This window comes from Pseudomonas sp. Q1-7, assembly GCF_028010285.1.
Taxonomy (GTDB): domain Bacteria; phylum Pseudomonadota; class Gammaproteobacteria; order Pseudomonadales; family Pseudomonadaceae; genus Metapseudomonas.
In genome coordinates this window covers 342,336-364,811 of the sequence record NZ_CP116304.1, presented here as the reverse complement: position 1 = coordinate 364,811, position 22,476 = coordinate 342,336, and the positions used below count along the sequence as shown (strand labels likewise).

Annotated in this window: 14 protein-coding genes and 1 riboswitch; of the genes, 6 read left to right on the top strand and 8 right to left on the bottom strand. The window is 66.9% G+C overall.

Features of this window, described 5'->3' with window-relative positions:
- Positions 1-90: 90 nt before the first annotated feature.
- The gene (locus tag PJW05_RS01715; protein WP_271410222.1) at positions 91-1,677 is read right to left on the bottom strand and encodes a methyl-accepting chemotaxis protein; all 1,587 of its coding nucleotides are present in this window, start codon (positions 1,675-1,677) and stop codon (positions 91-93) included.
- Between the two features lie 179 nt (positions 1,678-1,856).
- Positions 1,857-2,246 carry an acyl-CoA thioesterase gene (locus PJW05_RS01710; protein ID WP_333908716.1) on the bottom strand — a complete coding sequence of 130 codons (390 nt, stop codon included), beginning with the start codon at positions 2,244-2,246 and terminating at the stop codon, positions 1,857-1,859.
- A gap of 184 nt (positions 2,247-2,430) precedes the next feature.
- Positions 2,431-2,520: riboswitch (S-adenosyl-L-homocysteine riboswitch) on the top strand.
- A 22-nt stretch (positions 2,521-2,542) separates the two neighbouring features.
- Between PJW05_RS01710 and ahcY the strand changes: the two genes are divergently transcribed.
- The 4 genes from ahcY to PJW05_RS01690 all read left to right on the top strand — a co-directional run bounded on the left by ahcY (position 2,543) and on the right by PJW05_RS01690 (position 7,853).
- Positions 2,543-3,952, top strand: a complete 1,410-nt coding sequence (gene ahcY / locus PJW05_RS01705) for an adenosylhomocysteinase (protein ID WP_271410221.1) — start codon at positions 2,543-2,545, stop codon at positions 3,950-3,952.
- A gap of 98 nt (positions 3,953-4,050) precedes the next feature.
- Positions 4,051-4,896, top strand: a complete 846-nt coding sequence (metF, locus tag PJW05_RS01700; protein WP_271410220.1) for a methylenetetrahydrofolate reductase [NAD(P)H] — start codon at positions 4,051-4,053, stop codon at positions 4,894-4,896.
- Between the two features lie 111 nt (positions 4,897-5,007).
- Positions 5,008-5,760 carry a substrate-binding periplasmic protein gene (locus PJW05_RS01695; RefSeq protein WP_271410219.1) on the top strand — a complete coding sequence of 251 codons (753 nt, stop codon included), beginning with the start codon at positions 5,008-5,010 and terminating at the stop codon, positions 5,758-5,760.
- Positions 5,761-5,942: 182 nt separating this feature from the next.
- Positions 5,943-7,853 carry a DEAD/DEAH box helicase gene (locus PJW05_RS01690; RefSeq protein WP_271410218.1) on the top strand — a complete coding sequence of 637 codons (1,911 nt, stop codon included), beginning with the start codon at positions 5,943-5,945 and terminating at the stop codon, positions 7,851-7,853.
- Between the two features lie 131 nt (positions 7,854-7,984).
- Here the strand turns inward: PJW05_RS01690 and PJW05_RS01685 are convergent, their stop codons facing one another.
- The 3 genes from PJW05_RS01685 to PJW05_RS01675 all read right to left on the bottom strand — a co-directional run bounded on the left by PJW05_RS01685 (position 7,985) and on the right by PJW05_RS01675 (position 10,850).
- The gene (locus PJW05_RS01685; protein WP_271410217.1) at positions 7,985-8,560 is read right to left on the bottom strand and encodes a YceI family protein; all 576 of its coding nucleotides are present in this window, start codon (positions 8,558-8,560) and stop codon (positions 7,985-7,987) included.
- A 31-nt stretch (positions 8,561-8,591) separates the two neighbouring features.
- On the bottom strand, positions 8,592-9,146 hold the full coding sequence (locus tag PJW05_RS01680) for a cytochrome b (protein WP_271410216.1): 555 nt from the start codon (positions 9,144-9,146) through the stop codon (positions 8,592-8,594).
- 228 nt (positions 9,147-9,374) lie between these two features.
- The gene (locus PJW05_RS01675; protein ID WP_271410215.1) at positions 9,375-10,850 is read right to left on the bottom strand and encodes a flavin monoamine oxidase family protein; all 1,476 of its coding nucleotides are present in this window, start codon (positions 10,848-10,850) and stop codon (positions 9,375-9,377) included.
- Between the two features lie 162 nt (positions 10,851-11,012).
- Here PJW05_RS01675 and PJW05_RS01670 point away from each other — a divergent pair, with 162 nt between their 5' ends.
- Positions 11,013-12,419 (top strand): adenosylmethionine--8-amino-7-oxononanoate transaminase, encoded by a 1,407-nt coding sequence (locus tag PJW05_RS01670; protein ID WP_271410214.1) that lies wholly within the window; start codon positions 11,013-11,015, stop codon positions 12,417-12,419.
- Positions 12,420-12,492: 73 nt separating this feature from the next.
- Positions 12,493-13,212 carry a 16S rRNA (uracil(1498)-N(3))-methyltransferase gene (locus tag PJW05_RS01665; RefSeq protein ID WP_271410213.1) on the top strand — a complete coding sequence of 240 codons (720 nt, stop codon included), beginning with the start codon at positions 12,493-12,495 and terminating at the stop codon, positions 13,210-13,212.
- A 224-nt stretch (positions 13,213-13,436) separates the two neighbouring features.
- Here the strand turns inward: PJW05_RS01665 and PJW05_RS01660 are convergent, their stop codons facing one another.
- Genes PJW05_RS01660 through PJW05_RS01650 form a run of 3 tightly spaced genes read right to left on the bottom strand, consistent with a single transcriptional unit; the run spans position 13,437 to position 22,467 of the window.
- A complete protein-coding gene (locus tag PJW05_RS01660; RefSeq protein WP_271410212.1) occupies positions 13,437-13,907 on the bottom strand; it encodes a chemotaxis protein CheW in 471 nt (156 codons plus the stop codon).
- The gene (locus PJW05_RS01655) at positions 13,904-14,938 is read right to left on the bottom strand and encodes a chemotaxis protein CheB (RefSeq protein WP_271410211.1); all 1,035 of its coding nucleotides are present in this window, start codon (positions 14,936-14,938) and stop codon (positions 13,904-13,906) included. The genes PJW05_RS01660 and PJW05_RS01655 overlap by 4 nt, the downstream gene beginning before the upstream one ends.
- Positions 14,935-22,467: an Hpt domain-containing protein gene (locus PJW05_RS01650; RefSeq protein ID WP_271410210.1), complete on the bottom strand. Its 7,533-nt coding sequence runs from the start codon at positions 22,465-22,467 to the stop codon at positions 14,935-14,937. The genes PJW05_RS01655 and PJW05_RS01650 overlap by 4 nt, the downstream gene beginning before the upstream one ends.
- Positions 22,468-22,476: the final 9 nt, after the last annotated feature.

Sequence of the window (22,476 nt, the reverse complement as noted above, 5' to 3'; positions counted from 1 at the left end):
CAAGCGCCTGGCGACAGTTTGCCGCACTGCCCAGGCCGCGCCGCCGACCGGCGGCGCAGGCGAGGCCGGACGAGCAGCCGGCGTCGCCCCTCACGTGCGGAAACGGTCGAGGTGGCCGTTCAGCGCCTGCACCTCCCCCTGGATACGCTCGCTGGCCTGCATCACGCTGCGGGCATCGTGATGGCTGTGTTCGGCCAGGCCGGAAATCTCCGTCACCCGTTGGTCGATATCCTGGGCCACCTGGCTCTGCTGCTCGGCGGCGGTGGCGATCTGGATGTTCATGGCGCTGATGCTGTCCACGGCGACCACGATGCTCTCAAGCACCGCGCTGGCTTCCTCGATATGGCTGAGGTTCTCCTGCACCAGTTGGTTGCTGTCCTGCAATGCGGCGACGGCCTGCTGGGCGCCGCCCTGGAGGCGCTGGATCATCGCCTGGATTTCGCCGGTGGACTGCTGGGTACGGCTGGCCAAAGTCCGCACCTCGTCGGCCACCACCGCGAAGCCGCGCCCGGCCTCTCCGGCGCGCGCCGCTTCGATGGCGGCATTCAGCGCCAGCAGGTTGGTCTGTTCGGCGATGCCGGTAATGACCTCCAGCACCTTGCCCACGCCTTCGGTTTCGTTGCGCAGGACATTCATCTGCCCGGCGCTCGCGGTCATCTGGTTCGACAGAGCGCCGATCAGGTCGGCGCTGCGCTGCACCGCCCGCTGCCCGGCCTTGGCACAACCGTCGGCATTGCGCGCCGACTCCGCGGCGTGGGCGGCGTGACGAGCCACCTCGGCCACGGTGGCGCTCATCTCGTTCATCGCGGTGGCCATCTGGTCCAGGTTCTCGTGCTGCCGGCGCACACCGTCGCTGGCGGCATGGGCGGCAGCCACTGCCTGATCCACATGCTGGCGGGTATGGCCGCCGGTCTCCTTGACCAGGCCCAGCAGCTCGCGCACCTGTTCGCGCATCCGGTTGTAGCCGGCGACGATGCGCCCGATCTCGTTATCCTGCCGCTGGCCGGCCAATGCCAGGGTGAAGTCACCCTGGCCGACGCGGGTCAGCGCGCCTTCCAGCTCCGTCAATCGGTGGGTCAGCGGGCGCAAGCCGAACTGCCGCCCCAGCACCACCAGCAGGAGAATGGCGAGCACGCAGCCGAAGGCCAGCCACATCTGCCGGCGCTGCGAACTCTCCGCATGGGCCGCCATCAGGCCGACCGCCTTGTTCATTTCCTTCAGCAGTTCGAGCGAGGCGCGCTCCAGGGCGGCGAGATCGCTGTCGGCACCCTGGGCGGCACGCTCCAGTTGCGGCCGGAAGCCGGCCCAGAGCTGGCCCACCAGGCGCATCTGCTCCATCACCGCCGGCACCTGGATGGCGCTGATGTTGCGCGCCGGGTTGCCCTGCAGCAGGTCGCGATGGGCCTGGTCGAACTGGGCGAAGGTGGTGTCCAGGCTGGCCTTGTCGATGGCGCCCTGGCGCAGCAGCAGCGCCTCCTTGGTCATCTTCTGGCTGAGCATGCGCTGGGCGCCCGCGACGTTGATGGTCTCCGGCGACACCGACATGCTCAGGTACAGCGCCACCGAGGCGGTAACCGCGAGCAGGAACATCAGTGCGTAGGAGAAGAGAAATTGCTGGTTGAGGGTGCGCAGCCCCACGGAGCGGAGCAGCGAATCGAAAAGGGATGTGGCGGACATGGGTGCCTCCTGGCCGGACCCGCCCCGAACATCACACGGGGCTGCCCGGTGCCCAGCAAGAAGGCGGCCAAGCCCGCTACTGAGCGCCTGCCAGGCGAATTCCCCGACCCCGACGCCCCGCCGCGGGGCGTCAGCCCCGCCCGGGCGCACCATGGCGGGGCGCGAAGCCCGCGAGGGGTCTACTCCCTGAAGCGGTCCTTGATATAGGTGATCTCGGTCTTGCCGTGGGGCGCCGGCAGGCCGTCCTCACCAATGTTGACGAAGACCATCTTGTCGATGGTGAGGATGCTCTTGCGGGTGATCTTGTTGCGCACTTCGCAGCGCAGGGTGATGGAGGTGCGGCCGAATTCGGTGGCGGTGATGCCCAGCTCGATGATGTCGCTCTGACGCGCCGAACTGACGAAGTTGATCTCGGAGATGAACTTGGTGACCACGCGCTGGTTGCCGAGCTGAATGATGGCGTAGATCGCGGCTTCTTCGTCGATCCACTTCAGCAGGCTGCCGCCGAACAGCGTGCCGTTGGGGTTGAGGTCTTCGGGTTTGATCCATTTGCGCGTGTGGAAATTCATACGGTGTCCTCCTGCTGTCGGATGCCCGCATCATGGCCGCCCGAACGCGGCCTGTCGCGACAAGACTTTCAATGACCGCCATAGGGCCCCGGGCGGGCGACGGAAAACCTTGGGCTTACCCTTCGGCATCGCTATAATCCGCAGGCTTTTCAAGCGGCCGGCGCAGTCCGGTCGTTCCCGCCACCCGTCCGAGGGGCGCTGCAGCAGACCTGCCGCCAGGTCTGTCAGGCTCGGATGGGGCGTTGCCACAACGCATCAACGGCGCCCATTCGCACATTACGAATGGAGACTCATACATGAGCGCTGTCATGACGCCTGCCGGTTTCACCGACTTCAAGGTCGCCGATATTTCCCTGGCCGCCTGGGGCCGCCGCGAGCTGATCATCGCCGAATCCGAAATGCCCGCCCTGATGGGCCTGCGCCGCAAGTACGCCGGCCAGCAGCCCCTGAAAGGCGCGAAGATCCTTGGTTGCATCCACATGACCATCCAGACCGGCGTGCTCATCGAGACCCTGACCGCCCTGGGCGCCGAAGTGCGCTGGTCCTCCTGCAACATCTTCTCCACCCAGGACCAGGCCGCCGCCGCCATCGCCGCCGCCGGCATCCCGGTGTTCGCCTGGAAGGGCGAGACCGAGGAGGAGTACGAGTGGTGCATCGAGCAGACCATCCTCAAGGACGGCCAGCCCTGGGACGCCAACATGGTGCTGGACGACGGTGGTGACCTGACCGAGATCCTGCACAAGAAATACCCGCAGATGCTGGAGAACATCCACGGCATCACCGAGGAAACCACCACCGGCGTGCATCGCCTGCTCGACATGCTCAAGGCCGGCACCCTGAAAGTCCCGGCGATCAACGTCAACGACTCGGTGACCAAGAGCAAGAACGACAACAAGTACGGCTGCCGCCACAGCCTGAACGACGCCATCAAGCGCGGCACCGACCACCTGCTGTCCGGCAAGCAGGCCCTGGTGATCGGCTACGGCGACGTGGGCAAGGGCTCGGCCCAGTCCCTGCGCCAGGAAGGCATGATCGTGAAGGTTTCCGAAGTCGACCCGATCTGCGCCATGCAAGCCTGCATGGACGGCTTCGAAGTGGTTTCCCCGTACAAGAACGGGCTGAACGATGGCACCGAAGCCAGCGTCGACGCCGCGCTGCTGGGCAAGATCGACCTGATCGTCACCACCACCGGCAACGTCAACGTCTGCGACGCCAACATGCTGAAGGCCCTGAAGAAGCGCGCCGTGGTCTGCAACATCGGCCACTTCGACAATGAGATCGACACCGCCTTCATGCGCAAGAACTGGGCCTGGGAAGAAGTGAAGCCGCAGGTGCACAAGATCCACCGCACCGGCAAGGACGGCTTCGACCCGCTGAACGACGACTACCTGATCCTGCTGGCCGAAGGCCGCCTGGTGAACCTGGGCAACGCCACCGGTCACCCGAGCCGGATCATGGACGGCTCCTTCGCCAACCAGGTGCTGGCGCAGATCCACCTCTACGAGCAGAAATTCGCCGCTCTGCCGGCCGACGAGAAGGCCAAGCGCCTGACCGTGGAAGTCCTGCCGAAGAAACTGGACGAAGAAGTGGCGCTGGAAATGGTCAAGGGCTTCGGTGGCGTGGTCACCCAACTGACCAGGCAGCAGGCCGACTACATCGGTGTGACCGTGGAAGGTCCGTTCAAGCCGGACACCTACCGCTACTGATGAGCGCGGTGGACGGCCCTCCGGGCCGTCCACCGTCTGGTCCTTTGCCGTGGATGGACGAGTGCCTCCACCTACAGCTCCCGAGCCTGGAAAGACCCATGTCGCAAGAACGCCGTTACAGCTTCGAGTTCTTCCCCGCCAAGACCGAAGCCGGGCACGAAAAACTCATGGCCACCGCCCGCAACCTGGCCAGCTACCAGCCGGACTTCTTCTCCTGCACCTACGGAGCCGGCGGCTCCACCCGCGATCGCACCCTGCAGACCGTGCTGCAGCTGGATGGCGAGGTGAAGGTGCCCACCGCGCCGCACCTGTCCTGCGTTGGCGACAGCAAGGCCGAACTGCGCGCCCTGTTGGCGCACTACAAGGATGCCGGCATCCAGCGCATCGTTGCCCTGCGCGGCGACCTGCCGTCGGGCATGGGCATGGCCAGCGGTGAACTGCGCTTCGCCAACGAACTGGTGGAATTCATTCGCGCGGAAACCGGCGACCACTTCCACATCGAAGTCGCCGCCTACCCGGAAGTGCACCCCCAGGCACGCAGCTACGAGTCCGACCTCGCCAACTTCGTGCGCAAGGTCAAGGCCGGCGCCAGCAGTGCCATCACCCAGTACTTCTTCAACGCCGACAGTTACTTCTACTTCGTCGAGCGCGTGCGCAAGCTGGGCGTGGACATCCCGGTGGTACCGGGCATCATGCCGATCACCAACTACAGCAAGCTGGCGCGCTTCTCCGACGCCTGCGGCGCGGAAATCCCGCGCTGGATCCGCAAGCAACTGGAGGCCTACGCCGATGACGTGCAGAGCATCCAGGCCTTCGGCGAGCAGGTGATCACCGAGATGTGCGAAGACCTGCTGCAGGGCGGCGCCCCCGGCCTGCACTTCTACACCCTGAACCAGGCCGAACCCAGCCTGGCAATCTGGAAGAACCTCAACCTGCCGCGTTGAGGCCTGTGTGGAAGGCGAAAAAGGCCGGAGAGTGTCCCGGCCTTTTTCCTTTTCGGCCCTTGGACCTTCGACTCACTACCCATCGCGCGCGCGGCCACGTAATCTGGCCACATGCCAGCACTCCTACTCATCCTCCTCGCCTGCCTCGCCGCGGCCGCCCGTGCCGAGCCCCTGCGCATCGTCAGCGAGCCCTGGGCGCCCTATATCTATGAGCAAGACGGCCAGCCACGGGGCCTGGACTACGAGACCAGCGCCATCGTCTTCCAGCGCCTCGGCGTCGACGTGCAATGGGACCTGATGCCCTGGAAGCGCTGCCTGGTAGAACTGGAGAGTGGCCAGGCCGACGCGGTGCTGGACATCTTCCACACCCGCGAACGCGAAACGCAGATGGCCTTTCCCGGCGAACCGCTGTCGGAGGTGGAATTCGTGCTCTTCTACGCCCGGCAGCGGCCCTACCCCTTCCAGCGCCTGGACGACCTGCGGGGCCTGAAGGTGGGGGTTTCTCCCGGCTACTGGTACGCGGACCCGGCCTTCCGCAGCTCGCCGCTGTTCATCCGCGAACCGGCCCCCACCCATGAAGCCAATCTCGGCAAGCTGGTGCGCGACCGCGTCGACCTGGTGGTCAACGACCGCCGCGCTGGCCGTTTCCTGGTCCGCCAGATGGGGCTGGAGGCTGACATCGGGCAGCATGAACGGGTGGTCAGCCGTGACCGTCTGTACCTGGCCTTCCGCCGCCAGCCACGCCTGGAAGGCCTGGCCGAACGCTTTGGCGAAGCGCTCAAGCGCTTCAAGCAGGAACCCGGCTACGCGCAACTGCTGAAGCGTTATCGCGAGCCGGGCGTGGCAAACTCCATTAACCGTTGAGCACCGCAAGGGCTGTACATTGCCGAGGAACTGTTATACTCGGCGCTCCGTCAGGCATACGCCCGGACGCTGAGCCATCCCTTCGGCCAGCAGGACCGGTCGGGATCGCGCGCCATTGCCGCGATTCGAGCCAGACACGATCACCCTATCGGGCCAGCCCCTAGAACTACACAGGATTTCCCATGTCCTTTGCTTCCCTCGGTCTCTCCGAGGCATTGGTCGGCGCCGTCGAAGCCGCCGGCTACGCCCAGCCCACTCCCGTGCAACAGCGGGCCATTCCCGCCGTGTTGCAAGGTCGCGACCTGATGGTCGCCGCCCAGACCGGTACCGGCAAGACCGCCGGTTTCGCGCTGCCCGTGCTGGAACGCCTGTTCCCCAACGGTCATCCCGACAAATCCCAGCGCCACGGCCCGCGCCAGGCGCGCGTGCTGGTCCTGACGCCAACTCGCGAACTCGCCGCCCAGGTGCATGACAGCTTCAAGGTCTACGCCCGCGACCTGAGCCTGGTGAGTACCTGCATCTTCGGCGGCGTCGGCATGAATCCCCAGGTGCAGGCCCTGTCCAAGGGCGTCGACCTGCTGGTGGCCTGCCCCGGCCGCCTGCTCGACCTGGCCGGCCAGGGCAGCGTCGACCTTTCCCACGTGGAAATCCTGGTGCTCGACGAAGCCGACCGGATGCTCGACATGGGCTTCATCCACGATGTGAAGAAGGTCCTCGCCAAGCTTCCGCCCCAGCGTCAGAACCTGCTGTTCTCGGCGACCTTCTCGAAAGACATCGTCGACCTCGCCAACAAGTTGCTGCACGATCCCGAGCGCATCGAAGTGACGCCGCCGAACACCACGGTGGAGCGCATCGAACAACGCGTGTTCCGTCTCCCCGCCAGCCACAAGCGCGCCCTGCTGGCGCACCTGATCACGCTGGGAGCCTGGGAGCAGGTGCTGGTCTTCACCCGTACCAAGCACGGTGCCAACCGCCTGGCCGAGTACCTCACCAAGCACGGCCTGAGCGCCGCCGCGATCCACGGCAACAAGAGCCAGAACGCCCGCACCAAGGCCCTGGCGGACTTCAAGGCGAACGACGTACGCATCCTGGTGGCCACCGACATCGCTGCCCGCGGCCTGGACATCGATCAACTGCCCCACGTGGTCAACTTCGAGCTGCCCAACGTCGAGGAAGACTACGTGCACCGCATCGGCCGTACCGGCCGTGCAGGCCGCAGCGGCGAAGCCATCTCCCTGGTGGCACCCGATGAAGAGAAGCTGCTCAAGGCCATCGAGCGTCTGACCAAGCAGAAAATTCCGGATGGCGACACCCTGGGTTTCGACCCGGCGACCGTCGAGGCCGAACGCCCCGAAGCCCGTCCGCCGCGCCCCGAGCGCCAGCCCCGCGCCGACAAGCCCAAGCGCGAAGGCAAGGGTCCCGCTGCCCAGCAGGGTTCCGGCGAAGCCAGGGATGCAGCCGGCGAGGGTGAAGGCAAGCCGCGCAAGAGCCGCAACCGTCGCCGCGGCAAGGGCAAGGGCCAAGGCCAGGAGCAGCAAGGCCAGCAGGCCACCGGCCAACGCCAGCCACAGCAGCCCAGGCCGCAGCGCGCCCCCCAGGCCGCACCTGAGCGTGACCCGGAAGAGTTCCTCGACGACGACGTCGATAACTTCGGCAACCGCGTCGACTACGTCAGCCCCTACCCGCCCAAGGGTCAGAACCAGGGCCGCAATCGCCGTGGCGGTTCGGGCCAGGGTCAAGGCCAGCGCCAGCAAGGGCAGGGTCAAGGTGGACAAGGCCAGGGCCGTGGTGGCCAGGGTCGCAGCCAGGGCAGCAACCCGCGCCAGGGCGGCCAGAAACAAGGCAGCAAGCAGGGCCAGGGCAAGGCAGCCAAGGGCCGTGGCAATGGTCCGCGTCGTGGCGAGGATCAGTTGGTTTCCCGGGGTCGCGATGAGCCGGCCGTGCAGGATTCGCGTGCCAGCAAGCCGGCACCGAAGATCATCATGAAAGAGTCCCGCGCCGATCGTTATCCGACGCCGGAGCAACTCGACGAACTGCAACAGAGCAACCGCCCGCGCGGCGAGAAACCAGCCCTGCTGACCCGCAATCGCTGAGTTTCAAGCGCCCATGGAAACGCCGGCCTCGTGCCGGCGTTTTCGTTTCCGGGGCGGGAAACGCCCGAGGTGCGGCCATAAAGCAGAACGCCGGCGCAAGGCCGGCGTTCTGTTCCCGCAGGAACGCGCGCTTAGGAACGCACACCCTCGAAGGAGATGATCAGCTCGGCGGTCTGGGACGCCGGGCCGAGGTCCTTCTGGATGTCGAAGTCCTTCAGCTTGACGGTGGTGGTGCCCTCGAAGCCGGCGCGGTAGCCACCCCACGGGTCGTCGCCCTGGCCAACGAACTTGGCCTTGATCACGACCGGCTTGGTCACGCCGTTCAGGGTCAGGTTGCCGGTCACGTCGGCAGTGCCCTGGCCGGTGGACTTGACCGAGGTGGACTCGAAGGTCGCGGTGGGATTCTTGCTGACGTTGAGGAAGTCGCCGCTCTTGATGTGCTTGTCACGCTCGGCGTGGTTGGTGTCCACGCTGGCGGTCTTCAGAGTGACCTTGATCTTGCTGGCTTCCGGGTTCTTCTCGTCGAAGCTGAAGGTGCCGTCGAAGTCCTTGAAGGTACCGTAGATGTAGCTGTAGCCCAGGTGGCCGATCTTGAAGTTGACGAAGGCGTGCTGGCCTTCCTTGTCGATCACATAGTCGGCGGCCATGGCCTGGCCCGCGAAGAGCGCGGCACCGAGGGTCAGCGCGGCGAAGGTTTTCTTCAGCATCGGTGAATCTCCTTGTTGAGAGGTTGCAACGTTATTTGGCGGCGCGACCGAACATGCGGGTCAGGGTCGCGTCGCGATCGATGAAGTGGTGCTTGAGGGCGGCCAGGGCATGGATGCCGGCGAAGATCAGCAGGCCCCAGGCCAGGTATTCGTGGATCGCACCGGCAACATCCTCCTGATCGGGGATGGCGGTCAGGGTGGCCGGAACCTCGAACAGGCCGAACACCGCGATGCCACGTCCCTCGGCGGTAGAGATGAGGTAGCCGGAGATCATCAGGGCGAACAGGCCGAGATAGAGCACCAGGTGGCCCAGCTTGGAGCCCAGCCGGGTCATGGTGCCGTGGTTGGGCAGGGCCGGCGGTGGCGGGCTGATGAAGCGCCAGACCAGGCGCGCCAGCATCACCAGAAAGAGCAGGATGCCGATGCCCTTGTGCAGGTCGGGCGCGGTCTTGTACCAGCTGCTGTAGTAGTTCAGGCCGACCATCCACCACCCCAGGGCGAACAGGCCGACGAAGACCAGGGCCACTCCCCAGTGCAAGACAATGCTGACCAGACCGAAACGGGAGGGGGAGTTACGCCATTGCATGAAGAAACATCCTTGGAGCCAAGCCGGTAAACGCGATTGATAAAGCCTAGCGGCAAATCTATCGAATTAAAGCGGAATTTTTCGCTTTGAAATATCGGGCAATACGATCTTTATAACGAATCGGACTTTGCAGGACTTTGTCGAAGGAAAGGCCTGAAAGTTCGTCGGGCGCTGCCGAACGGCGCGCGGAAGGAGACCGGCGGCGAATGACTCGCCGCCGGATATCGGTCAGTTGAAGAAACGCGAGAACAAGCCTTTCTTCTCCTCGCCAGCGGGCGCCTTGGGCGCCGCCGCGGGGCTGGTCTCGGCCTTGGCCTCGACCGCGCCGACCACCTTGCCGGCCTTGAGGTCGATCACCTGGGAGGCGGCGCGCTGGCCACTGCGCAGGGCGCCTTCCAGGGTGCCCGGATAGAGCGCGTCGGTGTGCTCGCCGGCGAACACCACGCGGCCCAGCGGTTGTTCCCACAAGCGCCAGTACAGGCTGATCTCGCCCGGACCGTAGGCCAGGTAGGCGCCGCCAGCCAGGGCGTCCTTGCCGTAGCGGCGCAGTTCGTAGCCCTTGAACTGCTCGCGGGCGCCCGGGAAGTACTTGTCGAAGCGGATCAGCACCTGGTCGACCATCTGCCGGTCGCCGAAGGCCTGCATCAGGCGCGCATTGTCGCCGGACAGGTTGATCAGCAGATTGGCGCCGCCCTTGAGGGCCGGCTCGACCCACAGCATGCCCAGGCCCTGGTCGCTGTAGACCTCGCCGGAGAGGCGGCTCTTGCCCCAGACCGGTTTCTTGAACTGCAGCAGCATCTGATCGCGCCAGCCGTAGTTGATGTCTTTCAGGGCGCGCAGCTGCAAGGCCGAGAGGGACGGCGTCAGGCTGATCCTGCCGAGGGCCGGCAGGGGCACGGCGAGCACGGCGTAATCGGCCTTGTAGCCGGTACCGCCGACCTTGACGGTAACGCTGTCCTGCTCCTGCACGATGGCGGAGACGCGGGCGTTGGTCTTGATGGTCCTGATCTGCTTGGCCATGGCCTGCGCCAGGCCCTGGCTACCGCCCGGCAGGCGCGCGGCACGCATCTCGGTGTCCGGCAGGCCGCGATAGACGCGGGCCTGCTGGGCGAGATAGAGCAGCGACAGGCGCGACGGCTCGTCGTAGCGCGAGCGGATGCGCTGGTCCACCAGCGCCTTGGCGGTGGGCGGCAGGCTCAACTTCTCCAGCCAGCGGGCGACGCTGATGGCATCCAGGCTTTGCAGGGTGTGGTTGGCCAGGGGCTTCATCGGGTCGTCGATGGCGGCGGCCAGGTCGTCCAGGCTCTTGTCGAAGCGCTTCAGGCCCTCCACCGTGCTGGGCGCTTCCTTGAGCAGGTCGGCCTCGGTGAAGTAGTGGCCGTTCACCAGGTAACCCGGCGTGCGCACGTAATCCGGCGCGGGTACGGCCTTGAGCTTGAACTGCTCCAGGTAACGGTAAAGGGTCGGCTGCAGCCTGGCGCTGCCGACCCACTCGCTGGCCGCAAGCCCCGAGCGGCCGCCCAGGCTCGGTCTGGCCTCCAGCAGGGTGACCTGCCAGCCCTTCTGCTGCAGTTCGTAAGCCGATGTCAGGCCCGCCATGCCGCCGCCGATGACGATGGCCGTCGGCTGCTTGTCCTTGGCCAGCGCCGTCGCACCAAGCCCCCCCAATACGATGAGCGCCAAGGCGCGCCAGGCTGCAGGCATGAAAATCCCCCTCGGTGAGGCCGTGTCGTGCTGAATTGGCGCGCAGGATACGCCAGCCCCGGCAACCGGGCCAGACGTGCCGCGCGGCGAGCCGGGGGCGTCCCGCTTGTTCGGGGACGAGGCATTGCATAGGCTTCGTCGATCGCTACAGGAGAACGACTCATGGGCCTCAACGCCGACTGGATGCAGCGCGACCTTTCCGTGCTCTGGCATCCCTGCACCCAGATGAAAGATCACGAACGCCTGCCGGTGGTGCCGATCCGCCGCGGCGAAGGCGTCTGGCTGGAAGACTTCGAGGGCAAGCGCTACCTGGACGCCGTCAGCTCCTGGTGGGTCAACGTCTTCGGCCACGCCAACCCGCGCATCAACCAACGCATCAAGGACCAGGTGGACCAGCTGGAACATGTGATCCTCGCCGGCTTCAGCCACCAGCCGGTGATCGAGCTGTCCGAGCGCCTGGTGAGGATCACCCCCAAGGGCCTGGACCGGGTGTTCTACGCCGACAACGGTTCCTCCGGCATCGAAGTGGCGCTGAAGATGAGCTACCACTTCTGGCGCAACCAGGGCCTGGAACGCAAGAAACGCTTCGTCACCCTGACCAACAGCTACCACGGCGAAACCGTGGCGGCGATGTCGGTGGGCGACGTGGCGCTGTTCACCGAAACCTACAAATCGCTGCTGCTGGACACCCTCAAGGTACCGAGCCCGGACTGCTTCCTGCGTCCTGAGGGCATGTGCTGGGAGGAACACTCCCGCGCCATGTTCGCCCATATGGAACGCACCCTGGCCGAACACCACGACGAGGTCGCGGCGGTCATCGTCGAGCCGCTGATCCAGGGCGCCGGTGGCATGCGCATGTACCACCCGGTGTACCTCAAGCTGCTGCGCGAGGCCTGCGACCGCTACGGCGTGCACCTGATCCACGACGAGATCGCCGTCGGCTTCGGCCGCACCGGCACGATGTTCGCCTGCGAGCAGGCCGGCATCGCCCCTGACTTCCTGGTGCTGTCCAAGGCGCTCACCGGCGGCTACCTGCCGATGGCCGCGGTGCTCACCTCCGAAGCCGTCTACCAGGGTTTCTACGACGACTACCAGACCCTGCGCGCCTTCCTCCATTCCCACACCTACACCGGCAACCCGCTGGCCTGCGCCGCGGCCCTGGCCACCCTGGACATCTTCGAGCAGGACCGGGTGATCGAGGCCAACCGCAAGCTGGCCATGCGCATGGCCACCGCCACCGCCCACCTGACGGATCACCCCAACGTGGCCGAAGTGCGCCAGACCGGCATGGTACTCGCCATCGAGATGGTCCAGGACAAGGCCGCCAAGACCCCCTACCCCTGGCAGGAACGCCGGGGCCTGAAGGTGTTCCAGCATGCCCTGGAGCGCGGCGCCCTGCTGCGTCCGCTGGGCAACGTGGTGTACTTCCTGCCGCCCTACGTGATCACCGAGGAGCAGATCGACTTTCTCGCCGAGGTGGCCAGCGAAGGCATCGACATCGCCACCCGCGAGGCCGTCAGCGTGCCGGTGGCGACGGACCTGCACCCGAACCACCGCGACCCGGGCTGATCGCGGACGGGTAACACGGACGGCGCGCCAGGCCTTACACTGCGCGCCTGTCCCTTGCCGGCCCGAACGCCCCATGCGCCTCTCCCGCTTCTTCATCGACGCCCCGCTCTCCCTTGGCCAGCACGAGTTGCCCGAAGCGCAGGCCCACTACATCGGCCGCGTGCTGCGCCTGGCCTCCGGCGACGCCGTGCAGTTGTTCGACGGCTCCGGCCAGGAGTTCCTCGGCGAGCTGGTGGAAGTGGGCAAGAAGGCGGTGCGGGTGGACCTGCGGGAAACCTTCGCCGGGATGGCCGAATCGCCGTTGCGGGTACACCTGGGCCAGGGCCTGTCGCGTGGCGAGCGCATGGACTGGGCGATCCAGAAGGCCACCGAGCTGGGCGTGGCGGAAATCAGCCCCCTCGTCAGCGAGCGCTGCGAGGTGCGCCTGAAGGACGAGCGCGCCGACAAGCGCCTGGCCCACTGGCGCCAGGTGGCCATCAGCGCCTGCGAGCAGTGCGGCCGCTCGGTGCTGCCGGTGATCCATCCGCCGGTGACCCTCGCCGACTGGCAACGCCAGGTCGAAGCGGACCTCAAGCTGGTGCTGCATCCGGTGGCGGAACCCCTGGCCAGCCACGCCCGACCGGGGCGCCTGGCCTTCCTCATCGGCCCCGAGGGCGGCCTCTCCGAAACGGAAGTGGACGCGGCCAAGGCCGCCGGCTTCCACGCTGCGAGGCTGGGCCCGCGGGTGTTGCGCACCGAAACCGCACCGGTGGTGGCGCTGAGTGTCGCGCAGCAGTTGTGGGGCGATTTTTAGACTGAAGGCTGAAGGCTGAAGGCTGAAGGCTGAAGGCTGAAGGCAGTCTTCTGCCCTTCGCGAATGAACTCCCACACCCGCGTTGCGTTCAGCCTCAAGCCGTCAGCGCTGTTATCGGCGCCTGCGTGTTGGGTTTCGTTCCTCTACCCAACCTACAGGTACCACGCCGGACTTTTTCGTTGAGCCTTCAGCCTCAAGCGCTTTAATCCGGCTCTGCCGCCGTTTCAGATCAGGCCCGCATCCGCCAACATCTGTTCCAGAGCCACCAGATCGGGAATCTTCGCCACGTCGGTACCCAGTTGAACCGCATCCAGTTCGAGTACCGCCAACGGCGCGTTCGCGCGGGGCAGGTCCTCCTCCAGCTTCAGCGAGCGGGGAATGCCCTGCAGCAGCAGGGCGATGAACTTCACATGGGGGCGGCCGCCCAGGGCGTTGAGCACCGCCACCCGAGCCCCGGAGCCGACTTTCACCTCGCCGCCGGCGGCGGCTTCGAAAGACAGCAGCGGCAGGCGCAGGTCACGCCAGGCCACCTGCCCCAGCAGCCAGGCGGGCAGGCCGGGCGTCGCCTGGGGCGCGCGGTAGGGAATGAGTTCGGCCAGGGCCACGTTGGGCACCAGCAGGGTACGGTCGGACAACGGCAGCAGCAGCCCGGTAAGGCTGGCAGTGCTGTTCTGGGTGGTAACGGCTTGGCTCATTTGAATTCCTGGGCAAGGGTCTGCGCGGCCAGATGTTCGACCAGTTTCGCCGCCAGCTCGCGCGGGTCGCCACTGAAGCTGCTGTAGCCGCCTTCGCGCAGGCTGTCGGGCATGCTCGAACAGGCACAACTCTCCGCGCTCTGGGTCCAGATCAGGCCGCCCTGACGGCGCAGGTAGGCGGCCGCGGCACTGCCGTCGCTGCCCATGCCGCTGAAGGCGATCACGCCGCACTGGGCGCCGAAGCGCTGGGCGAGGTTGAGCATGGCCTGGTCGATGGACGGGCTGTAGGGTTCCGGCCAGGGCCGGTCGACCACCTGCATGTGGTCGTCATCGGTAAAATTCAGTTCGCGACCGATGGGCACCACCACCACCTCGCCGCAGCGCACGGCGTCACCGTGACGGGCCTGGTTGACGTGCCACTGGCTATGGCGCCCGACTGCCTGCGGCAACGCGGCCTCGAAGCCGGGATCGATGTGCTGGGCGTAGAGGAACCCGACCGGCAGGCCGCCGGGTAGCGCGTCGAGGAAGGCCTTGACCGCCGCAGGGCCGCCCAGGGAAGCCGCCAGCAGCCATACCTGGCGCGCCGGCTCACCGGCTTGCAGCGGCGTGTCGGCCAGGGCCTTGGGCAGCTCCAGGCGCGCCGGGCGCTGGGCCTCGGCCAGCAGGATTTCCAGACTCGGTCCCACCGCCACCGCCGGGTCACCGACCAGCTTCTTCAGCTTGCCGAACAGGCGCCGCTCCCAGCGCGGGTAGTGCTCGGAATGGCGCTCGGGAGCATGGCCTTCGCCGAACAACACCGGCGCGCTGGCGCGCTCCAGCAGGTTGTCCACCAGGGGCGAATCCTCGGAAAGCGCCAGGTCCACCAGCCAGAGGTCGGTCTCACAGGCGCTCAGGGCCTGTTCGTCGAGGCGGGCGGGGTCGCTGTTGAGCACCACCTGGTAACCGTTGCCGGTCAGCGCCTGCTGCAGCACATGGCGCTGCAGCGAGGTGTCGGCAAGCACGGCGATGCGTGCAGAAGTCTTCTCTGTCATGTCCGTTTGACCAGATGCTGAATGGTTTCGAGCAGCAGGGACTCCTGGTAAGGCTTGCCCAGGTAGTCATTGACGCCGATGGACATGGCACGCTCGCGGTGCTTCTCGCCGGTACGCGAGGTGATCATGATGATCGGCAGGTCCTTCAGGCGCTCGTCGTGGCGGACCAGGGTCGCCACCTCGAAGCCGTCCATGCGCGGCATCTCGATGTCGAGCAGCATGATGTCCGGTCGCTGCTCCTGCAGCAGGGCGATGGCGTCCACCCCGTCCTTGGCCGTGAGCACGTTCATGCCGTTGCGCTCCAGCAGGCGGCTGGTGACTTTGCGCACGGTCACCGAGTCGTCCACCACCATCACCAGCGGCGGACGCTCCAGGTCCGCTTCCGCCGGCAGCAGGTGGGCGCTGGCCGAGCGCAGTTGCGGCTGCACCAGGTGCGCGTGGCGCGAGCGGATGGTCGCCAGCAGGTCGAGGATCACCACCACGCGACCGTCGCCGAGGATAGTGGCGCCGGAGATCCCGTGAACGCCGGCGAACTGCGGGCCGAGGCTCTTCACCACGATCTCGCGGGAGCCCACCAGGGCGTCCACCTGCACCGCCACCGCGTGCTCGCTGGAACGCACCAGGATCACCGGCAGCGGCAGACTCTGGCCCACCAGCTTGGGCTGCTGGCCGTTGCCGAGCAGGTCGCCGAGGTACTTCAGCTCGTAGTTCTGCCCGGCATACTCGAAGCGCGGCGCATCCGGCTGGTAATAGGTCTCCAGCTCGTAAGGGGAGACCCGCACGATGCCTTCGATGGTGTTCAGCGGAATGGCGTAGAGGTCCTCACCGGAGAGCACCATCAGCGCACGGTTCACCGAGACGGTGAACGGCAGGCGGATGAGGAAGCGGCTGCCCTCGCCCGGCGTGGAATCGATGCTCATGCTGCCGCCGAGCTGCTTCACCTCGGAGTGCACCACGTCCATGCCGACGCCACGGCCGGAGATCTGCGTGACCTTGTCGGCGGTGGAGAAGCCCGGTTCGAGAATGAACTGCAGCACCTCGTGGTCCGACAGGTCGGAATCGGCGTCCATCATGCCGCGCTCGATGGCCTTGCGGCGTACCGCCTCGAGCTTGATGCCGGCACCGTCGTCGGCCAGGGTCAGGACGATGTCGCCCCCCTCGCGACCCAGGTTCAGGCGGATGGTGCCGGGCTCTGGCTTGCCCGAGGCACGGCGCAGCTCGGGGCTTTCGATACCGTGGTCGACGGCGTTGCGCAGCATGTGTTCCAGCGGCGCGACCATGCGTTCCAGCACGGTACGGTCCATTTCGCCCTCGGCGTTGCCGACGACGAACTCCACCTGCTTGTCCAGTTCGCTGGCCACCTGCCGGACGATCCGGCGCAGGCGCGGCACCAGGCGGTCGAAGGGCACCATGCGGGTGCGCATCAGGCCTTCCTGCAGCTCGGTGTTCACCCGCGCCTGTTGCAACAGCAGGGTCTCGGCATCGCGGTTCTTCGCCGCCAGGGTTTCCTTGAGGTCGAGCAGGTCGGACGCGGACTCGAACAGTGCCCGCGAGAGCTGCTGCAACTGCGAGTGTCGGTCCATTTCCAGCGGATCGAAATCCTCGTAGCCGGCCCGTTCGGCCTCGGCCTGGTAGCGGCTGAGGATCTGCGCCTGGGTCTCGGTGTCGAGACGGCGCAGTTGGTCACGCACCCGCTCGATGGTCGCTTCCATTTCGCTCAGGGTGAAGCTGAAGTCACTGACCTGCTGCTCCACGCGGCCCCGGAAGATGGAGGTTTCGCCGGCCAGGTTGACCAGGCCCTCCAGCAGCTCGGCCGGCACTTTCACCAATTCCTGAGGCGCGCGGCGGGCGGCGGCCTCCTGGGCCGCGTCCTGGGCCCGGCGGACGAAAGGCAGCACGCGCTCTTCGAGGACGGCCTGGGGCTGCGAACTGGCGGCAATGATCGGACCGGCCAGCGCCGGTACCTCCGCCGGTGCCGACGGCGGCGGCAGGTCCTCGGCCAGGCTCTGGTCCAGCTGCTGACGCAGCTCCTCCAGCTCGGCCTGCAGGCCCTCGTAGCCGGACTGCACATCGAGGAACAGGCTGTCCGGCCAGGGCGCACCCTGTTGCTGGGCCTCGATCAGGTGTTCTTCCAGGTCATGGGTGAGATCGCCCAGGCGCTTCTGCCCGGCCAGCCGCGCGCCACCCTTGAGGGTGTGCAGCACACGCAGCAGTTCATCCAGGGGGGCGCCGTCCTCGCGGGCCTCTTCCCACTGGCCGATGGCGGCTTCCATGGCCTCCAGCAGGTCGTCGGCCTCCTCCAGGAAGATATCGAGGATCTCCGCCTCGGCCAGGCTATCCAGGTCGTCCTCCGCCGCCGGCTGCAGTTGCACGGTGGCGGGGATGCTCAGTTGCTCGCCGGGGTTGGCGCGCCAGCCCTGGATGGCGTCGATCAGCGCCTGGCCGTCCGGCAATGGGCGGCGCGCGCGCACCGCGTCGAGCATTTCGCTGAGACGGTCCTGGCAGGCCTGGAGCAGGCTGAACAGCGCCGGACTGGCGCGCAGTCGGCCGCCACAGAGGCCTTCATAGAGGAATTCCAGTTCATGGGCGAGGTCGCCGATGGCGCCTATCTCGGCCATCCGCGCACCGCCCTTGAGGGTATGCAGGTCTCGTTGCAGGGCTTCGACTTCGAGGCTGTTGTCCGGGGCCTCGATCCAGCGCTGCAGGGCCGTGCCGGCGCTGTCGAGAATGTCGAAACCCTCCTCGAGGAAGATTTCCACCAGCTCCGGGTCCTGCTCGCTATCGAATGCCTGCGGTTCGGGCAAGGCGTAACCGGTCGGCTCTTCGGCGGCTCGCATGTCGAGCAACTGGGCCAGGGGCATCTCGACGTAGCGTTCCGACTCGCCCTGGGCCTCATCCACCTGCGCGTCGTTGGCGGCGGCATGCGGCGCGTCGAGGTCGGCGGTTTCTTCTTCCAGTTCGGGCTGCGGCCGCACGACCGCCGCGGACAGGCTCTGCGCACCGCCCTGGCGGAAGCCGCGAATGTCCAGGATCAGCTGCAGCGGATCGGACAGGGCCCGGCGTGCCTGCAACTGCTCCAGCAGCGAGGCGAGGCAGTCATGGCTGTTCTGCAGCAGGCCGGCCAGGCGCGGCGAATGGCTATAGCGACGATCCACCAGGCCTTCGTACAGGGACTCCAGTTCGTGGGCGAGGTCGCCGATGGGACGGATCTCGGCCATCCGCGCACCGCCCTTGAGGGTATGCAGGTCCCGCTGCAGGGCCAGCAGCGCCGGATTGTTGTCCGGTTCGCCGAGCCAGCGCTCCAGGGCCTTGCCGGCGCTGTCGAGGATGTCTACCGCCTCTTCGAGGAAGATGGACACCATTTCCTCATCCAGGTCGGCCGGCACTTCATCCAGCGGGTCGGCATCGAGCGCCGCCTGCGCGTCGAGGTCGGCCGGTTCCGGCAAGGTCGGGCTGTCTTCGCCGGTCGGCCAGTCGATGCCTTCCGCGTCCAGCTCTTCGATCTCCAGGTCGGGCATGCCGGGTTCCAGCAGCGCCAGGGCCACCGGGTCCACCACCTCCTGCAGCAGATTGCGCAGGGCCTGGGCGCGTTCGGGCTGGGGCGTGACTTCCAGCGCGGCGGCCACCTGGTCCATCATGCCGATCAGCGCCTCGTGCGCGGCCTCGACCTCGCTGAAGAAGCGCTCGCTGACCGGCAGGCTGCCTTCGTCGACGGCGCCATAGACGTCCAGCAGGGCTTCGCAGAGTTCCTCCATCTGCGGCAGCTCGGCCATCTCGGCGCCCCGGCTGAGGGTATCCAGCTCCTCCAGCAAGGCGCCCAGTTCCTGGCGCTCGGCCGGATGCTCGCGCCAGCGGCGCAGCAAATCCTCGGCGTCCAGCAGGATGTCCATGCCTTCGGCGAGGAACAGGGAGATCATCTGCGGATCGCGACTCTCGCCCTTGTCGTCGCGCCGGGCGGCGTTGGCAGCGTCCAGGCGGTTCTGGTGCAACTGGCGGATGCGCTCCAGCAGCGCCTCGGTGCCGGGAATCGACGCCAGCGGTGCATTGTCCAGCTGGGCCACGCCCTGGCGCAGCAGGCCCAGCGCATCCCGCAGCAGTTCGGCCTCGGAGAGGTCGATGCTGAGCAGGTTGGTCTTGTATTCCTTGGCCAGCTTCTCCAGGGGCGTGGCGATCTCGGCGATCGGCAGGATGCCGGCCATGTGCGCGCTGCCCTTGAGGGTGTGCAGGGCACGCTGGAGGTCGTCGTTGATCGCCTGGGGCAGCTCCTGGTCGCAGGCTTTGATGAAGCCGGCAAGGGTGTCCAGGTGCAGCTCGGCCTCGTTGCGGAAAATGTCCAGCAATTGCGGGTCCAGCGCATCGCCGGACTCGGTGACCGCCGGAGCGTGCGGCTCGCCCGCGGGCTCGACAGCCAGCTCTGAACCCGGGGCGTCAGATTTTGGGAGGCTCTGCCCCTTGGCCAGGGCGTGGGCGGCGGCGGCCAGTTGGTCGACGTCGTCACGCTGACGCTGGGCCTTGGCGGCGTATTCCTCGACCAGTGCCGGCAGCAGATCGACCACATCCTGGACGACTTGCCGCACCGGCTCATCGGCCTCGATGCTGCGATCCAGCACGCGGTTGAGCAGGTTTTCCACCGACCAGGACAGCTCGCCGATAACCAGCGCGCGCACCATGCGACCGCTGCCCTTGAGGGTGTGGAAAGCACGCCGCACTTCGCCCAGGGCATCGCGATCGGTGCTGTCAGCGCACCAGCGCGGCAGTTGTTCGCCCAGGGTTTCCAGCACCTCACCGGCCTCTTCGATGAAGACTTCCTGCAGTTCGTCGTCCACCGGCTCCTCGTCGGCGGGAGGCGGTAGCAGGCTTGGCGGCACCTCACGGGCCGGCGGGTTGAACGCCGGTACCGGCGCCGCCATGACTTCGGCCAGGGACAGCGGCCGCTCGGCGGCGGGCGCCTGCACGGGCTCCTCCGGCAGCGCTTCCGGCAGTTCCACCTCCGGCAGACCGAGTTCGGCGAGGGAGGCTTCGTCCCACTCCAGGGGCGCCGGCAGGTCTTCCAGGCTCAGCACGTCCAGTTCGGCCAGCGGTTCGGCGGCCGGGAGGCTTTCCAGTTCGTCGAAATCGAGCCCCGGCAGCTCGTCAGGGGTTTCCTGCGGCATGTCGAGGGCGGACGGGTCACCCGGCAAGGCTGCGGGCAGCTCCTCCAGGTCGGCCAGGTCGAAGCTGGGCAGGGGCTGGCCTGCGTCGAACTCCAAAGGCGTGTCGAGGCTGAGGTCGAGCAATTCGCCCTCCTCCGCCACCGGCAGTTCGGTTTCAGTCGGCAGGCTGTCCAGCTCAGCCAGGTCGAGGCCGGGCAGAGTCTCGCCCTCCAGCGCCAGGGCCAGGCCGGCTTCGGACGACGCACCAAGGCCGGGCGCCGGGTCGGCACTCAACTCGCCCAGGCTCCAGTTCTCGTCGGGGACCGGCCGTTCGCTATCGGCAGCCGGCGCCTCGGGCGCTACGGCAAGCTCCAGCGGCGCGTCCAGGCTGAAGTCGATGTGTTCGACAGTCGGCTCGGCGTCAGCCTCGCCCAGGTTCCAGTTGTCGTCGGAAACCAGCAGTTCGCTGGTGGCAGCCAGCGTCTCGGGCGCTGCGGGCAGTTCCGGCGGAGCGTCCACACCACGATCGGGGCTTTCGGTAGCCGGCTCGTGGGCCAGGTTCTCGGGCATCTGCGCTTCCGGTTCATCGTCCGGGTCCAGATGCTGCTGCAGCTCCGACTCTTCGGCAGCCAGCACTTCGATTTCCTGCAACGGATCGGCCAGGGGCGCGGGGGTCTCGTCCTCCTCCACACGATCGAGGATGGAGGGCTTCTCCTGAAGCGGATAACCCAGGGTGGCCAAACTTTCCTCGGCCACGTCGAGGATCAGGTCGCCCTGGGCGGCATGGTCTTCGGACAGGCGTTCGAGGTAGTACTCGACGCTGGTGATGGCATCGGCGAGGGTATCCAGGCTCTGCCAGTTGGGCACGGCCTTGCGCGCCAGCAGTTGCTCCTGGATATAGCGGTTGCAGGCGCCCAGCAGGGCAGCGGCGCGCGGCAGGGGGATCATCGCCAGACCACCCCGGGCCTGGGTCAGCAGCTCCGGCACACGGGCCAGGTGTTCGTGATTCCACTGCGAGGCGATGAACTCGATGATGGCGTCCTTGGCCTGTTCCAGGCCGTTGCGCGCCTCCTTGATCACCAACTGGTGGATCTGTGCCACATCGGTGGTGGGCAGGTGACTCTCTTCGGTAGCACCTTCTTCCACCGGGCCGACCATGCCGGCCAGGGTGGCTTCGACGTAGAGCAGCGCACCGGCGACATCCATCAGCACCGCATCGCTGGGTTCGCGCTGGCCGAGGGACAGGCCGTGAATCACGTCGATCTGGTCGAGGATGACCTTGCGCGGCTGGCCGAAACCGAGCACCGCCAGGGTGTCGGCGATCTGCTTGAGCGGCGGCAACAGGGCGTCCAACTCAGCCACGCCGCTGCGATCGCTGCGCACGAACAGGTCGAGGCTGTCCTTGACCCGCACCAGTTCCTCGCAGAGGGCGGTCACCACCGAGCGCATGGCATCGCGGTCGGGGCCGGCGAGGCGGGCGCGCTCTTCGTCGACCACGGAGGTATCCGGCAGGGCTTCGTCGAGGCGGTAGCGCTCCTTCAGGGCACGGATGCGCGGTGACTGGGCCGGCGCCTTGGCGACGTAGAACAGCAGGTTCTTCACCAGCTCTTCCGGCGCCGCCTGGTTGAAACCATCGGCCCCCTGCTCCAGCAGGCGCTTGAGCTCCTTGTCCACCTGGCGCAGCAGGTTGCGCACCGAGGAGCCGTTGACCACCGAGCCGTTGGCCAGGCCTTCCACCAGGCCGGAGGCGATCTGCCAGAGCGGGCCGAGCGGCGCATCCTGGCAGAGGGATTCGAGGCGGGCGAAGACCCGTGCCATGTAACCGAGGTTGGCGGCCAGGTCCTGGTTGCGGATCACGCCCACCAGGGCCGTCTGCAGCATCTGCCGCAGCTTGCGCAGCAGCACCGACAGCTCGGCGGTACGCATCCGCGCCAGGGTGTCCATGGACAGGGCTGGCAGCACGCGAGAGAGGTCCGGGGCGAACAGGCTGGTTTCCGACAGCAGGTTCTCGCCACGGGCAGCGCGCAGGTCGTTGAGCAGCGGTAGCAGGACCATCGGCAGGTCGCGGCGCGCACTCTGGATGCGGTCCAGATAGGGCGGCAGTTGCAGGATGGCCTGCATCAGCACTTCCAGGGCCTCGCCCCGGTTGGCCGCGCGGTCTTCCATCAGGGCCTGGGCCAGGCGCTCCATTTCCTCGGCGAGCAGGGCCGCGCCGTAGAACTCGACCATCTGCAGCGTGCCCTGGACCTGGTGGATATAGGTCAGGCAGAAGCGCATCCGTGTCGGGTCCTGCGGGTTTTCGACGAAGGCCTCCAGGGCCTGCCGCGCCTGCTTCAGGGTTTCCGCGATCTCGCCCTTGACCCACTCGAGGGCGACGTAGTCGTGCCGATCAGTCATAGCCGTCTG